General features: G+C 59.4%; 12 protein-coding genes. 5 read left to right on the top strand and 7 right to left on the bottom strand.

The window, feature by feature from the left end; translation table 11 throughout:
* The first annotated feature begins 130 nt into the window (after window positions 1–130).
* The gene (locus tag SANT_RS16715; protein WP_025423402.1) at window positions 131–1,207 is read left to right on the top strand and encodes an aldo/keto reductase; all 1,077 of its coding nucleotides are present in this window, start codon (window positions 131–133) and stop codon (window positions 1,205–1,207) included.
* 168 nt (window positions 1,208–1,375) lie between these two features.
* Here SANT_RS16715 and gudD read toward each other — a convergent pair whose 3' ends face one another.
* Both gudD and SANT_RS16725 read right to left on the bottom strand, forming a co-directional pair.
* Entirely contained in the window at window positions 1,376–2,716 is a 1,341-nt protein-coding gene (gene gudD, locus SANT_RS16720) for a glucarate dehydratase (RefSeq protein ID WP_025423403.1), read from the bottom strand.
* Window positions 2,717–2,739: 23 nt separating this feature from the next.
* Entirely contained in the window at window positions 2,740–4,083 is a 1,344-nt protein-coding gene (locus SANT_RS16725; RefSeq protein WP_025423404.1) for an enolase C-terminal domain-like protein, read from the bottom strand.
* Between the two features lie 543 nt (window positions 4,084–4,626).
* Here SANT_RS16725 and SANT_RS16730 point away from each other — a divergent pair.
* Window positions 4,627–5,961 (top strand): MFS transporter, encoded by a 1,335-nt coding sequence (locus tag SANT_RS16730; RefSeq protein ID WP_025423405.1) that lies wholly within the window; start codon window positions 4,627–4,629, stop codon window positions 5,959–5,961.
* Between the two features lie 262 nt (window positions 5,962–6,223).
* Here the strand turns inward: SANT_RS16730 and SANT_RS16735 are convergent, their stop codons facing one another.
* The 3 genes from SANT_RS16735 to dgt form a co-directional block, all read right to left on the bottom strand.
* Window positions 6,224–7,381, bottom strand: coding sequence for a CdaR family transcriptional regulator (locus tag SANT_RS16735; RefSeq protein ID WP_025423406.1), 1,158 nt, complete (start codon window positions 7,379–7,381; stop codon window positions 6,224–6,226).
* Between the two features lie 179 nt (window positions 7,382–7,560).
* Complete coding sequence (gene degP / locus SANT_RS16740) at window positions 7,561–9,006, bottom strand: serine endoprotease DegP (protein WP_025423407.1); 1,446 nt, start codon at window positions 9,004–9,006, stop codon at window positions 7,561–7,563.
* A 154-nt stretch (window positions 9,007–9,160) separates the two neighbouring features.
* A complete protein-coding gene (gene dgt, locus SANT_RS16745; protein ID WP_025423408.1) occupies window positions 9,161–10,675 on the bottom strand; it encodes a dGTPase in 1,515 nt (504 codons plus the stop codon).
* 160 nt (window positions 10,676–10,835) lie between these two features.
* On the opposite strand from dgt, the gene mtnN reads away from it, so the two are divergent.
* Genes mtnN through SANT_RS16760 form a run of 3 tightly spaced genes read left to right on the top strand, consistent with a single transcriptional unit; the run spans window position 10,836 to window position 12,985 of the window.
* Window positions 10,836–11,537 carry a 5'-methylthioadenosine/S-adenosylhomocysteine nucleosidase gene (gene mtnN, locus SANT_RS16750; protein WP_025423409.1) on the top strand — a complete coding sequence of 234 codons (702 nt, stop codon included), beginning with the start codon at window positions 10,836–10,838 and terminating at the stop codon, window positions 11,535–11,537.
* On the top strand, window positions 11,538–12,368 hold the full coding sequence (gene btuF, locus SANT_RS16755) for a vitamin B12 ABC transporter substrate-binding protein BtuF (RefSeq protein WP_025423410.1): 831 nt from the start codon (window positions 11,538–11,540) through the stop codon (window positions 12,366–12,368).
* Window positions 12,365–12,985 (top strand): TRIC cation channel family protein, encoded by a 621-nt coding sequence (locus SANT_RS16760; protein ID WP_025423411.1) that lies wholly within the window; start codon window positions 12,365–12,367, stop codon window positions 12,983–12,985. The genes btuF and SANT_RS16760 overlap by 4 nt, the downstream gene beginning before the upstream one ends.
* A gap of 109 nt (window positions 12,986–13,094) precedes the next feature.
* On the opposite strand, the gene erpA is transcribed toward SANT_RS16760, so the two are convergent.
* Window positions 13,095–13,439 (bottom strand): iron-sulfur cluster insertion protein ErpA, encoded by a 345-nt coding sequence (gene erpA / locus SANT_RS16765; protein WP_025423412.1) that lies wholly within the window; start codon window positions 13,437–13,439, stop codon window positions 13,095–13,097.
* Window positions 13,440–13,521: 82 nt separating this feature from the next.
* Window positions 13,522–14,958, bottom strand: a complete 1,437-nt coding sequence (clcA, locus tag SANT_RS16770; protein WP_025423413.1) for a H(+)/Cl(-) exchange transporter ClcA — start codon at window positions 14,956–14,958, stop codon at window positions 13,522–13,524.
* Window positions 14,959–14,978 lie beyond the last annotated feature (20 nt).

Below are 14,978 nucleotides of genomic sequence, written 5' to 3' on the forward strand. Positions count from 1 at the left end.
AAAACCCGCCGTGCAAACACCGGACGATCGGGCAAATCAATAGGACAAGCAGGCTACCTCTGCCAAAGCGCGCTGCATCAAGATAGTGCCGTGGATAACCCACTGCACTTACACCAGAGGATAGCGCTACATGACCACATCAAGCTCTCTAGACCACTACCGTCTGCTCGGACGATCCGGCCTTCGCGTTTCACCGCTTGCGCTCGGGACGATGACCTTCGGCACCGAATGGGGCTGGGGCAGCGACGAGGGCGAGGCAAAGCGCATCTTTGATGCCTATGTTGACTGCGGCGGCAATTTCATTGACACCGCGGTCAACTATACGAACGGCAGCGCCGAGAAAATCCTCGCCGGGATGATCAAGGACAAGCGAGAGCGTCTGGTCCTGTCAACCAAGTTCACCATGGCTCGCGAGCAGGGCAATCCCAATTCGGGCGGTAACCATCGCTATAATCTCGTCCGCTCGGTGGAGGACAGTTTGCGCCAACTCGACACGGATCGCATCGACCTGCTGCACGTGCATGCCTGGGACTTTACCACAACGCCCGAAGAGGTAATGCGTGCGCTTGATGACATGGTGCGGGCGGGGAAAATCCTCTATGTCGCCATCTGCAATACACCCGCTTGGCGCATCTCACAGATGCAAACCCTGGCCGACCTGCGCGGCTGGTCTCCTTTCGTCGCGCTACAGGTAGAATACAGCCTGGTCGAGCGATCGGTTGAGCACGAGCTATTGCCGATGGCGCAGGCGCTGGGTCTGGGTGTACTACCCTGGTCTCCGCTCGGCGGGGGTATCTTGACCGGCAAATACCGTCGCGCCGATCTGTCGGAGGAGAACGTCGCCGAGGTATCACCCACCCGTAAAGGGATCATTGCCTCAACCGGGCACCTCAACGCGCAGGCGCTGGATATCGCCGATGTCGTGGGCGAAATCGCCGATGAACTGGGGGCCTCGCGCTCGCAGGTGGCGCTGGCGTGGACGCTGCTCAATCCGGCCGTGGTCGCGCCAATTGTGGGGGCGCGCACGCTGGAGCAAGCCGAAGACAACTTTAAAGCCCTGTCCGTGGTCTTCACTGAGCATCAATGCGACCGCTTAGAAAAAGCCAGCGCCTTGGCGCCGATCTTCCCGGCGCGGTTCATGGGCCGTCCGATGGCGCAGCAGTTGATGTTCGGCGGGACGACGATTCTGCACCGCAGGGGGGAATGAATGAGGCCGACGGTAAGCGACCTCATGAGCCCCTGAATCACCCAACGCTGGATGAGAACAATAGGGCTGATGGCGAAAACAATCTCTTCCCCTCCCCCTTCCCCTGTTCAGAGAGGAGGGAGTGTTCGGCACTTGACAGGGAGCACTGCGCCTGGCGGCGCCGGGCGTTTAGCGCACCATACAGGGACGTTTTGCGTCAAATCTCCAGCCGGGGATCAGCGCCTGCATCCCGGCGGCATCGTCACGCGCCCCCAATCCATGGCGGCGGTATAGCGCATGGGCCTGCATGATCCGATCACTATCCACCTCGACGCCGAGCCCCGGGGTCGACGGCACCGTCACCTTGCCGCCGCTAATCACCAGCGGCGTCTTGGTCAGGCGCTGATTGCCTTCCTGCCAGATCCAGTGGGTGTCGATGGCGGTAATGTTACCCGGCGCGGCGGCGGCCACATGGGTAAACATCGCCAGCGAAATATCAAAATGATTATTGGAATGCGATCCCCACGTCAATCCGGCCGCATGGCAAAGCTGGGCAACCCGAACGGCGCCCTGCATTGTCCAGAAATGCGGATCCGCCAGCGGAATATCCACCGCCTGTAGCGCGATGGCATGACACATTTGCCGCCAGTCGGTGGCTATCATATTGGTGGCGGTCGGCAGACCGGTGGCGCGGCGGAATTCGGCCATCACTTCGCGGCCGGAAAAACCCTGTTCGGCGCCGCAGGGATCCTCGGCGTAGGCCAGCACGTGGCGCAGGGATTTACCGAGCTCGATGGCCTCGCGCAGCGACCAGGCGCCGTTGGGATCAAGGGTGATACGCGCGTCCGGGAAATGGCGCGCCAGCGCGGTCACCGCCTGCGCTTCTTCCTCTCCCGCGAACACGCCGCCTTTTAATTTAAAATCGTTGAAACCGTACTTCTCCCGCGCCGCTTGCGCCAACTGAACGATGGCCTCAGGGGTCATGGCCGGCTCATGGCGCAGGCGGTACCAATCGCACGACGCATCGGGCTGGCTCTGATATGGCAGGCCGGTTTTATGGCGATCGCCGATATAAAACAGATAACCCAGCATGTCCACCCGATCCCGCTGCTGGCCTTCACCCAACAACGAGGCGACATTGACGCCCAAATGCTTGCCGAGCAGATCCAACATCGCCGCCTCGATGCCGGTTACCACATGGATAGTGGTGCGCAGATCGAAGGTCTGCGGGCCACGGCCGGCGGCATCCCGGCCGGCGAACTGCGTGCGCACGCTCTTCAGCACATTCAGGTATTCGCCCAGCGGTTTACCCAGCACCAGCGGGCGGGCATCCTCCAGCGTTTGGCGGATGGCCTCGCCGCCCGGCACCTCGCCCACGCCGCGCTGACCCGCGCTGTCTTCCAGCAACACGATATTGCGGGTAAAAAACGGCGCATGGGCGCCGCTGAGGTTCATCAACATACTATCCTGGCCGGCCACCGGTATGACCTGCATACCGCGTACCACCGGCGTGTCACTGTGCGTCATCATCTTGTCCTTTGCCAATCCGCGGTTCAGCCGCGGCCGAAAGCCGGGCGTTTGCGATCAAATTGCCACTCCGGCACCAAATAGCGCATCGCGGTGGCGTCATTACGCGCCCCGCCCGGCAGGCTTTTATACAGGGCATGAGCCTGTTCCACCTGCGCCCAATCCAGCTCGACGCCAAGGCCGGGCTGTTCCGGCACCGCGATTTGTCCTTGATGGATTTGCAGCGGCGCTTTGGTCAGACGCTGATTACCCTCTTGCCAGATCCAGTGGGTGTCAATCGCGGTGGGTTTGCCCGGCGCCGCCGCACCGACGTGGGTAAACATCGCCAGCGAAATATCGAAATGATTATTGGAGTGGCAACCCCAGGTCAGGCCCCAGTCGTCACACAACTGCGCGACGCGCACCGCGCCGTGCATTGTCCAGAAATGCGGGTCGGCCAGCGGAATATCCACCGCTTGCAACATGACCGCATGGTTCATTTCGCGCCAGTTGGTGGCAATCATATTGGTCGCCACCGGTAGACCGGTGGCGCGGCGGAATTCGGCCATCACTTCACGGCCGGAATAGCCCTGCTCGGCCCCGCACGGATCTTCAGCGTAACTCAAGATCCCCTGCATTCCTTTACACAGCCGAATGGCTTCATCCAACAGCCAGGCGCCGTTGGGATCGACCGTGATACGGGCGTCGGGGAAACGCTTCGCCAGCGCCGTTACCGCCTCGATTTCCTGCTCGCCGGGGAAAACGCCGCCCTTCAGCTTGAAGTCCTTAAAGCCGTAGCGATCCTGCGCCGCTTCCGCCAGCCGCACCACCGCCGCGCTATCCATGGCTTTTTGATGGCGTAAGTGATACCAGTCATGGCCGCCCTGTTCGCCGCGTTGATAGGGGAGATCGGTACGCTCGCGATCGCCGACATAAAACAGATAGCCCAGCACCGTCACCGCGTCGCGCTGCTTGCCCGGACCGAGCAGCTCCACCACCGGCACGCCGAGGCACTGCCCCAGCAAGTCCAGCAGCGCCGCCTCCAGCGCCGCCACCGCGTTAACCCGCAGTTCAAACGTCCAGGCGCCGCCGCCGAAGGCGTCGAAGTCAGAAGATTGATTACCCAAATGCACCTGTTGCACCAGCCGGTTCATCCGCGCCACTTCGGTGCCGACCACCAGCGGTGTCGCCTCTTGCAGCGTTTTTAAGATGACTTCGCCGCCCGGGGCTTCGCCGACGCCGGTATGGCCGGCGCTGTCCTTAAGCACCACGAGATTGCGGGTAAACCAGGCGCTGTGCGCGCCGCCGATATTCAGCAGCATGCTGTCATGTCCCGCGACCGGGATCACTTTCATCTCGGTAATCACGGGACCGCTTTGGGTATTGGCCATTGACTCTTCCTCATACGAAAAAACGCTGTCGCCCCTCCGCCGGACGCGGGGAAGCCCAGGGTTTAAGCAATTGATACCTCAGTATAAGGACATTATCGCGCCCTTTTCATTGGGCATCATCACAATAAAAAAGGCCAAGAGCGGCGACGGATTGCAGCGGATGCCTAAGGCGACAGGGGCGAGTTCACAAACCGGCCGCCGCCAAACGTCTAAGGCCAAAAATGAAACCTCTTTTTAATTATCCCTGAGGCCGTGGCGATAAGTGATCGGCATCACTTCCCTTTAGCGCTTTGCTGTAAAAAGTCCGCGCATCCGCCCCCGCATTCAGTCATAAGCCCAATGTCTGCCGGGACATTAACTCTTATACTGCTGCTGAACCGCTATTTAGATTAAAAAACGTTCATTCTTACTTCCCTACCGTTCAGGACACCACTATGCAGCTATTCAGCCAATGGATCGTCATGTACACCGTCCGCTGCGGACAGCGGGTTTTGACTCGCCGCACGGCCTCCCCTGCGGGCTCACGACCGGGAGGCGTCTACCATGGATAACACGGTGATAGACGCCAGCGCGCATAAAACACGCTCGCGTTTTTGGATCCTGGCGGTGTTATTCATCATCAGCACCGTCAACTACGCCGACCGGTCCACCCTGTCCATCGCCGGCCCGCATGTGGCGCGAGATTTGGGTCTGGATCCGCTGCAAATGGGCTATATCTTCTCAGCCTTCGGCTGGGCGTATACCCTCGCTCAGCTGCCGGGCGGCTGGTTGCTGGATAAGTTCGGATCTAAAAAAGTCTACGGTTGCGCCATCTTGATCTGGTCGGTATTTACCTTCTGCCAGGGCTTTGTCCATTTCTTCGCCAATGCCGCCATGATGCTGTTCATATTGCGCTTCATGGTGGGTTTTGCCGAAGCGCCGGTCATGCCGGCCAACAGCCGCATCGTTTCCGCCTGGTTTCCGGTGCGGGAACGCGGTACCGCCTCGGCGATATTCAACATCTCGCAATATGCCGCGCTGGTGGTGTTCAACCCGCTCTTGGGCTGGATCACCCAAGAGGTCAGCTGGGAATATGTGTTTATCGTGATGGGCGTGGTGGGGATTGTGCTGTCGGCGGTATGGGTGAAAACCATGTACAGTCCACTGAACCATCCGCGGGTGAGCCAAAGCGAACTGGAGTATCTGCGCGCGGGCGGCGCGCTGGTGGAGATGGACGCCGCGGCGGGTCCCAAGGCGGATCGCGCGCCGCAGTTGGGCTATATCAAACAGTTGCTGTCCAGCCGTATGCTGTTGGGCATTTATCTGGCCAATTATTGCGTTAATGCGATTACCTGGTTCTTCTTGTCCTGGTTTCCCATTTATTTGGTTAAGGGACGCGGCATGTCGATTCTGGAGGCGGGTTTCGTCGCGGCGCTGCCGGCGGTTTGCGGCTGTATCGGCGGAGTGCTGGGCGGCGTGTTTTCCGACTATCTGCTCAACCGCGGTTATTCGCTGTCGGTGGCGCGCAAAACGCCCATCATCGTCGGCATGCTGTTATGCACCAGTATGGTTATCTGCAATTACACCACCTCCGATGTGGTGGTGGTGGCGGCCATGAGCCTGGCGTTCTTCGGCAAGGGCATCGGCGCACTCGGCTGGACGGTGAACGCCGACACCGCACCAAAGCAGATTGTCGGCCTCAGCGGCGGGGTTTTGAATTTGGTGACCCAAATCGGCGCCATTACCACACCCATCGTGATTGGCTACATTCTACAGCGTACCGGCTCGTTTGACGGCGCGCTGATTTATGTCGCCGCCAACGGTTTGATGGTTATCGTTAGCTATTTGTTTATCGTCGGCAAAATCCAGCGCCTGGAGCTAAAACCTCTCGCGGCCTGAGAACCCGGGAGGCGCCCCACTGGGCGCTTCCCGGCCTGCGCGACGGTATGCCCCGCACCGTTTACGGTTCACGGTTCACGGTTCACGGTTCACGGTTCACGGTTCACGGTTCACGGTTCACGGTTTACGGTTTACGGTTTATGGTTTACGGTTTACGGTTTACGGTTTACGGTTTACGGTTTACGGTTCAGTTTATACCCACAGCGTTAACCTTTACGCCGGCATCCGCCTGCGCCTGCGCCTGCGCATGCGCATGCGCATCTCAGAGATTATCATCCAGCTGTAGCGCTACATACAGCAGCAGCCGATCGTCAAAGTTGGCCAGATTCAGGCCGGTCATTTCGGAAATGCGGTTCAAACGGTATTCCAGCGTATTGCGATGAATAAACAGCGCGCGCGAGGTGGGCGTCGGCTGCACGTTATGGCGAAACCAGGCGATAAGGGTTCGTCGCAATAAACCGTTGCTGTCCATGGCCTTGAGTTTGACCAGCGGCCGCACCAGCTCATTGGCTTGCCAACCGCCGCGCAGGCTGTCCAATAACACCGGCAACATCAAATCGGGATAAAAATAGCGGCGCTCGTCCGGGTGGCGCTGCTTGCCCACCGCCATGGTGGTAACGGCGGTGCGCCAGGAGCGGGCGATCCCTCCCGGTCCGGTAAAAAAGTTACCCAGCGCGATACGCACCCGCAGGCGGCTGCTTTCGGTCATGCGGGAAAATAGACTATCCACGCGGCGCCGGTGCTCGTCGGCATCCCAGCGGCCGTGGCTGTTCAGCGCCGGCTTCAAAACCACCATTTCGGTCAGGGAGACGATAGCGATAAGATTGTCCCGCTCAGGGGTAGTCAACAGGGTCTGTAACTGTTGCAGCTCGGCCATGGCGCTATCGACGCCAAACTGCCCGCTGTCCACCTCCACCACCGCCGCCACGCGCGGCTGATGAATATCGATCCCCAGGCGCTGCGCCCATTCGGACAGCGCCGGCGTCACTTCTTCGGCGCGGATAAGATTCAGCACCAATTCTTCGCGCAGCCGGCTGTCCTGCGCCAGCATATGCAGCAACCGCGCCTGCTCCAGCATCATCTCGGCGGTCATACACACCAATTCGCCATACTGGCGCAGCTGGCCGGGATTACCGGTTAACCCGATGACGCCAACGATATTACCGTCGATTTTCAGCGGCAGATTAATCCCGGGACGCACGCCATGCAAATGCTTGGCCACCCCGTCGTCGATATCCACCACCCGCGCCTGGGACAGCGCCAGCAGCGCGCCCTCATGCAGCTCGCCGATACGCTCCCGATCGCCGCTGCCGATTATCCGGCCACGGGCGTCCATCACGTTAATGTTGCTGTCGATTATCTGCATGGTTCTTGCCACGATTTCCTGCGCCAGCTTGGCATCAAGATGATAAGTCGCCATCGCCGTCCTCACCGCTGATTGCTCAATCTTTGCAGCATACTCACAGCCGCGCCCCCTAGCATTGTGCAAACGCACAAAGTCAGGGACCACGCATTCAAGATGTGGTGAGCATCACGTTTTTTTGCGGGCAAAAAAAACCGGACGGCGTCATGGCCATCCGGCGAGTGTCATGCAGTCAGTTATTGCGCCAATAGATACAGCGAAGTATCACCGCGGCGAATATTCAGCGCCAGCACATTGGGTTTGGTGTCGAGGATTTTGCGCAGCTCGCCGATATTTGCCACCGGCTGCTGATTCACGCCGAGAATAACATCGCCCTTCTTCAGCCCGACCCGCTCGGCGGTGCTACCGGCTTTAACGTTATCTACCCGCACCCCTTTCTGGCCGTCAAGCTCGGTATTGCTGAGCTCCGCGCCTTCGATGCCGGTAAAGACCATCCCGGAATCCACCTGGGATTGCGTGCTTTGCTCCAGGGTAACGGTGACCGTGACCGGTTTACCGTCGCGCAGCAGGCCGAGGGTCATTTTGGTGCCCACCGGCTGGGAGCTGATGTCGGCCCGGAACGAGGCAAAGCTGTTCAGCGCCTTGCCGTTCATGGTGACGATCACATCCCCCGCTTTTACGCCGGCTTTCTCCGCGGCGGATTTCGGCATTACCTGGCTGACGAACGCGCCGCGCTGGGCATCGATCTTCATCGCTTTCGCCAGTTCCGGCGTCAACTCGGTGCCGAGAATGCCAATTTCGCCGCGTTTTACCTGACCAAATTCAACAATTTGCTTGGTCAGGTTTTTGACCATATTGCTCGGTATGGCAAAACCGATGCCGATATTACCACCGTCCGGCGCCAAGATGGCGGTATTAATACCGATAAGCTCGCCGTTCAGATTCACCAGCGCGCCGCCGGAATTGCCGCGGTTGATGGCCGCGTCGGTCTGGATAAAGTTCTCATAATTTTCGATATTCAACCCGCTGCGTCCGAGCGCCGAGACAATACCGGAGGTCGCCGTTTCCCCCAACCCGTAGGGATTGCCGATCGCCACGGTATAATCCCCGACCCGCAATTGATCGGAATCGGCCATTTTGATGGCGGTCAGGTTTTTGAAGTCAATCAGCTGCACCAGCGCAATATCGGATCGCGGATCCTTACCAATAAGCTTGGCGTCGAATTTACGTCCGTCGTTAAGCTGTACCTGTATTTTAGACGCGTCATTCACTACATGATTGTTGGTCACCACATAGCCCTTATCGGCGTCGATAATGACCCCGGCTCCCAGCGCCTGGAATTTTTCCTGGGCCGGCGCGCCGCCTTCGTCGCCACCGTCATCGCTCCCCTCATCGCCGCCCTGGCACAACGGTGACGCCTGGAAGGGCGAGCCGTCCTGGCACAGCGGCGAATTTTGACCGAAGAATTGTTTGAGTTGATCGGGCATTTGCCGCGACGTGACCGGCGTACTGCCTTCGACGCTGATACTCACCACGGAGGGCATGACTTTTTCCAGCATCGGCGCCAGGCTGGGCAATTGCTGATGGGTCGCGGCGGTTTCTGCCGCAAAGCCAGAGACGGGACTGAGCGCCATGCCCAGACTGAGAGCAAGCGCCGTCAGGACCAATGTGGATTTTTTCATCTGTGATTATCTCGACTTAATAGTAAGGGGGCACTATGCAGAACGTGCTGCGTTTCTCCATGAGAGTTATGAAATACCCCGTAGTTCAGCGCAAAGAAAGCGGCAAAGGTAAAAAAATATTGATCCGCTTTACAAATGACCACAGTGTTCGCGGCTACTCGGCGGCCATCAGCCGACGATATTCATCCCAGGCATAAAGATCGGTCATACCGCTAATATAATCCTGGATTAAACGCGCGCGATAATAAAATTCCATCATGGGTTGCTGGCCGGCGGGATAGCGGTTGACCGTCTCCATCGCCTCGCCATAGGCCAGACGATGTTTGGCGGACAGTTTATGATACAGGCGGCTGGCGATGGGATGCGCGGGGTGATAATCCTCCGCCGCCAACCGTTGAAAATCCTGCTGCGACATGTCAAGCAAGGGGTTATAGATTTCCAGCAGCCCGCTTATCACCCGATAGCCCTGCAGTTCCAACTGCTCGACTTCAGGATGATTAAACACATGCTTGAAGGCAACACTTTTAAATATCTTTAACAGCCGAAACGCCGGGCTGGAGTCCTCAAGCAGCGCCTGATTGAAACTGCCGTCGTAAATGGGCGCCAGATTATCCAAAAAACGCTGCGCGGCGTGCGGCACTAACCGCGCCACGGTATTGACGCGTAAATACATAAAAAATTGATCGCCGCTGCGCAGCCCTTGATAGCGCCTTATTTTATTGAACGCCTGGCCTATCACTTTATCGAACAGATCGCCTTTAACGACGCTGCCCCACTCTTTTTGCAGGAAAAGATACAGTTGTTCCACGGTAAAGATTTTTTTCTCCACCGCATCTTCCAGGTCGGCAATGCAATAGGAAATATCGTCGGCGGCTTCCATAATATACGTCAGCGGAAAACGGTGAAATTCCCCTAGGGATAATTCGCGCCGCAGCGTTTGGACATACTCTTCTTCCGCGAGATAAAAACCCGGTTTCTTCATGAGATAGCTGAACGCCGCCGGCGCCGGACCCTGCCAGTAGGCCGGGCGGGTGTACTTGAGAATGCAGCCGACCTGCGCATAGGTCAAATTAAGCTTAAGCAGACTGTGCACCATACGGATGGCCTGGGCGTTGCCTTCAAAATGGCACAGATCGAGACGAATGCGGCCGCGCAGCGCATTGTTGTCTTCATCGCCGGCGCGCAGGCGCAGGCTGGCCACCTGGCACCGATCGTTACCGAGGGCGTCCTGCTCCAGGCTGGCGATATCCAGCCGGCGGCGAAACCAGTCATTGATTGCCGCTTCGCCGAAATGACCAAACGGCGGATTACCGATATCGTGCATCAGGCAGGCCATCTCCACCATGCTCTCGCAGGGCGCTTCCATCTGCGATAAACCCAACGCGCCAATGCGCCCGTCGCTTTTGAGGCGATGAAAGATCTCTTTAACGATATGGCGGCCCACCTGCTGTACCTCCAGCGAGTGGGTCAGGCGCGAGCGCACCGCGGCATTGCGCTCAAGGGGAAAAACCTGGGTTTTTTGCTGTAGCCGGCGTATTGCGGCGGAATTGATAATGCGCCCGCGGTCGCTTTCAAATTGGCGGATAATAGCATAATCATCCTGGGCGCTTATCGCCGGACTGAAAGGACGTTGGAAACTGATTTTATGGCTGAAGTTGATATCGGACATGTTTTCCCCGCATGAGATCCGCACCCTACCGTGATACCAATGCCCGCCGGCAAACGCAACCCTACCGGCCGTTATTTCCCCGCGGCAGGCGTGCTAGAATGCACCCTATGAACACCCGCTATCATTTAAACCCGCTATTTTGTTAACAGGAACGCTTTGTATGAAAATTGGCATTATCGGCGCAATGGAACAGGAAGTCGCGCTGCTGCGCGACCGCTTGAGCCACTCTACCCTCCATCAGCAGGCGGGATGTGAAATTTATACCGGTCAGCTACACGGCGTTGAGGTAGCGCTGGTGAAATCCGGCATCGGCAAGGTGTCCGCCGCGTTGGGCACCACGCTGCTGCTGGATCATTTCAAGCCTGAGCTGGTCATCAATACCGGTTCCGCCGGCGGTCTGGCGCCGTCGCTGAAAGTCGGCGATATCGTGGTATCCCATGAAGTGCGCTATCACGATGTCGACGTCACCGCCTTCGGCTATGAGCCCGGCCAGATGGCGCAGTGTCCGGCGTCGTTTAATGCCGCCCCGTCGCTGGTGGCGCTGGCGGAGGAAATCATCGATCGCCTCGGCATGCATGCGGTACGCGGTCTGGTGGTTAGCGGCGACGCTTTTATCAACGGCGCAGCAGGGCTGGCCCGTATCCGCCAGACCTTCCCGCAGGCGATCGCCGTGGAAATGGAGGCTACCGCCATCGCCCATGTGTGCCACCAATTTGCCGTACCCTTCGTCGTGGTGCGCGCCATTTCTGATGTCGCGGATCAAGCGTCCCATCTGAGCTTTGAAGAGTTCCTCACCGTAGCGGCGCAAAGCTCCTCCCGCCTGGTCGAGGAAATGGTGCACGCGCTGGCCGGCCAGCGGTAAATGCGCCACGGACGCGCGGCGCTGGCCGCGTTACTTTGCCTGCTGCTGGTCTGGCCGGCGCTGGCGGCGCGGCGGGTGATTAGCCTGGCGCCTCACGCGACGGAGTTGGCCTACGCCGCCGGTATGGGCGAGGTGCTGGTGGCCGCCAGCGACTGGTCGGATTACCCTCCCGCGGCGCGGCGCCTTGAGCGGGTCGCCTCGTGGCAGGGCGTGAACATCGAGCGCATCCTGGCGCTGAAACCGGATCTGGTGCTGGGCTGGCGCGGCGGCAATCCGCAGCGCGCGCTGGAGACGCTGGCGAGCTTTGGCATCCCGGTCGTGACGTTAGATCCGCAAAGCATCGACGAGATGGCGCTGTCGCTTGAGACATTGGCCGCCTATAGCCCGCATCCGGCGCAGGCGCGTCAGGCGGCGAGCGCGCTGCGTCACCAACAGGCGACGCTCGCGAAACGTTATGCCGGCGGCGCAACGCTGCGGGTGTTTTTGCAATTTGGCCGCCGGCCGCTGTTTACCGCCGGCGGCGCAACGCTGCAAAATCAGGTCCTCGCCCTGTGCGGCGCGCGCAATATCTTCGCCGCAAGCCCGGTCCCCTGGCCGCAGGTAAGCCGCGAGCAGGTGCTGATACGGCATCCCCAAGTCATTATCGCGCCGGGCGACGCCACCGCCGCCCGCCAGGTGAGCGATTTTTGGCGGCCGCAGTTAACGGTGCCGGTGATTGCCGTCAACGAAGACAGCTTTACCCGCCCGGGACCGCGTATTCTATTGGCGGCACGTCAGCTCTGCGCGCAGCTGGCGCAACGCCGTTCCGCCCTTCCGGTTGAGGCGCCCTGATGCTCTATTGGCTCGATATTCTGGGTACGGCGGTGTTCGCCATTTCCGGCGTCCTGCTGGCCGGCAAACTTCGGATGGATCCGTTCGGTGTGCTGGTGCTCGGCGTGGTGACCGCGGTTGGCGGCGGCACGATCCGCGATATGGCGCTGGCCAACGGACCGGTATTCTGGGTAAGCGATCCCACCGATTTGGTGGTGGCGATTATCACCTGTTTCGTCACCCTCCTGACCATCGGCCAGGCGCGCCAGCCGCCGAAATGGATCCTGCCGGTGCTTGATGCCATCGGACTGGCGGTGTTTGTCGGTATCGGCGTCAATAAAGCGTTCGCCAGCGGCGCCGTGCCGCTGATTGCGGTGTGTATGGGGGTCATTACCGGCGTGGGCGGCGGCATGCTGCGGGACGTGCTGGCGCGGGAGATCCCGCTGGTCCTGCGCACCGAGATTTACGCCACCGCCTGCATCGCCGGCGGTATTGTGCATACCCTGACCTACAGCGAGTGGCATTTCCCCCTCAAGCACGCCGCCATGCTGGGAATGGCGACGACGCTGCTTATTCGGCTGGCGGCCATCCGCTGGCATCTGAAGCTGCCTGTGTTTGAATTTCATAACCGCGACTAGCGCGGACCGCCGCGCCGCCGCAACCGACCTTGGGCGTTTGGCGGGCATAAAAAAACCGGCACGCGTAGCGTCCCGGTCTTGCGGTCTTGCCGGCTAAACACGCGGCGCGCTAGATGCTGAATGACGACCCGCAGCCGCAGGTGGATTTGGCGTTGGGATTGGTGACGATAAAACGCGACCCTTCCAGCCCTTCGCTGTAATCTACCGACCCGCCCACCAGGTATTGCAGGCTCATAGGGTCGACCACCAGCGCTACACCCTGTTTCTCGATAGTGAAGTCGTCTTCGTTCACTTTATCGTCAAAGGTGAAACCATACTGGAAGCCGCTGCAGCCGCCGCCGGTGATATAGACCCGCAATTTCAGATTCGGATTATCTTCGTCCGCGATAAGGTTTTTGACCTTGCTTGCCGCTGAATCGGTAAACTGTAATGGCAATGCTGCCGTCTCACTCATAATTCTACTCCCGGGCCATCGTCGGGCTGAAGGCATGTCAACCCGATCGTTAAGGCTATTATCCGTTAGGCATCGTTTACGTTCAAGTATTGCGCATCGGTGAATTTCCGTTTGTTCCCGCGTGCGTTTGCCGGGCATGATTTTCCTGCTCCTGGCGCTGCAACGTGCGGGCCAATAGGGAGGAGTACAGCGGCTTACCGCCCAGAAATTGCGCCACCAGGGTTGCGCCCAGACAGGTGATAATCATCGGCAAAATCAGTTGATAGTTATCCGTCATTTCCAGCACCAGCACGATGCCGGTCAAGGGCGCGCGCACCGAGGCGGCGAACAGCGCCCCCATGCCGGCAATGGCAAAAGTGCCGGCCTGTAGACCGTCTTCCGGCAATAGGGTCATGGCGCCAACGCCGAACGCCGTGCCGAGCAAAGTCCCTAACGCCAGCATCGGCGCGAAGATGCCCCCGGGCGCGCCCGAACAAAAGCACAGCAGCGTGGTAAGCATGCGCGCCAAAAAGATGAAGAGCAGCAGGCTGAACGTGTAATGCCCGGCGGCGGCCAGCGGGATCAGATTAAAGCCGCCGCCGGCCGCAAATGGACCTATCAGCGTCAGGATGCCGCAACCGCCCCCCAGCAGACCGCCTATAGCGACGATTTTGCGCCAGTCGCCGCCGTGCAGGCGTAAGAAAACGGCCTGTACGCGCAGGATAAGCGCATTGAACAGCACGCCCACCGCGCCGAAAATAGCGCCCAGTAGCAGATAGAGCCACAAGGTATTGACCGGCGCGAAAGCCAATTTGCCTACCGCGATAACGGTCCGCTCGCCGTTGAACAGCCGAAACACAATGCTGGCCATAATGACGCCGATAAACACCGCTTTAATCGAGATCAAATTGTAACGGAACTGCGGCCGCATCTCTTCAATGATGAATAAAATCCCCGCCAACGGCGCATTGAACGCCGCGGTCAATCCGGCCGCCGCCCCGGTCGCCAGGAGCGTGTGGCGCGCTTCCGCGCCGCGCAGCCTGCAAACATCCACTACCATACGGCCAAGATTGCCCCCTAATTGCACCGTAGGCCCCTCCCGCCCCAGCACCATGCCGGCGCCAAGCGTGCCCATGCCGCCGATAAACTTCACCGGGATAACCCGCCACCAGCGCACCGGCCGCAGGTCCTCCAGTGCACCTTCAATCTCAGGAATGCCGGAACCGCCCGCCTCCGGGGCGTAACGGCATACCAGAAAATATCCCATCATCGCCAGCAACGCAGAGAGGACAAACGCCGCCGGCGCCAGCAGCCAGGTCTGCTGCCCCAGCTCCGCCAGCGCTGCGATACGTAAAGCCTGTACGCCATTGACCGCTTTCTCGAACAGCACGCCCACGAGCCCGGCAAGCACGCCCACTAAAGCGGCCATGAACAGGATCAGCACCGGCGTCTTATCGCGATAGAGAAGTTTGCGAAACATATGCCGGCGCGCCTGCCGCTCCCGCGGTACCGAGGTGTAGGAAAGAGTTGTTTTTGCCATAAAGATAAATTGCCTGTAAG

Origin of the sequence: Sodalis praecaptivus (assembly GCF_000517425.1) — a bacterium.
Taxonomy (GTDB): domain Bacteria; phylum Pseudomonadota; class Gammaproteobacteria; order Enterobacterales; family Enterobacteriaceae; genus Sodalis_A; species Sodalis_A praecaptivus.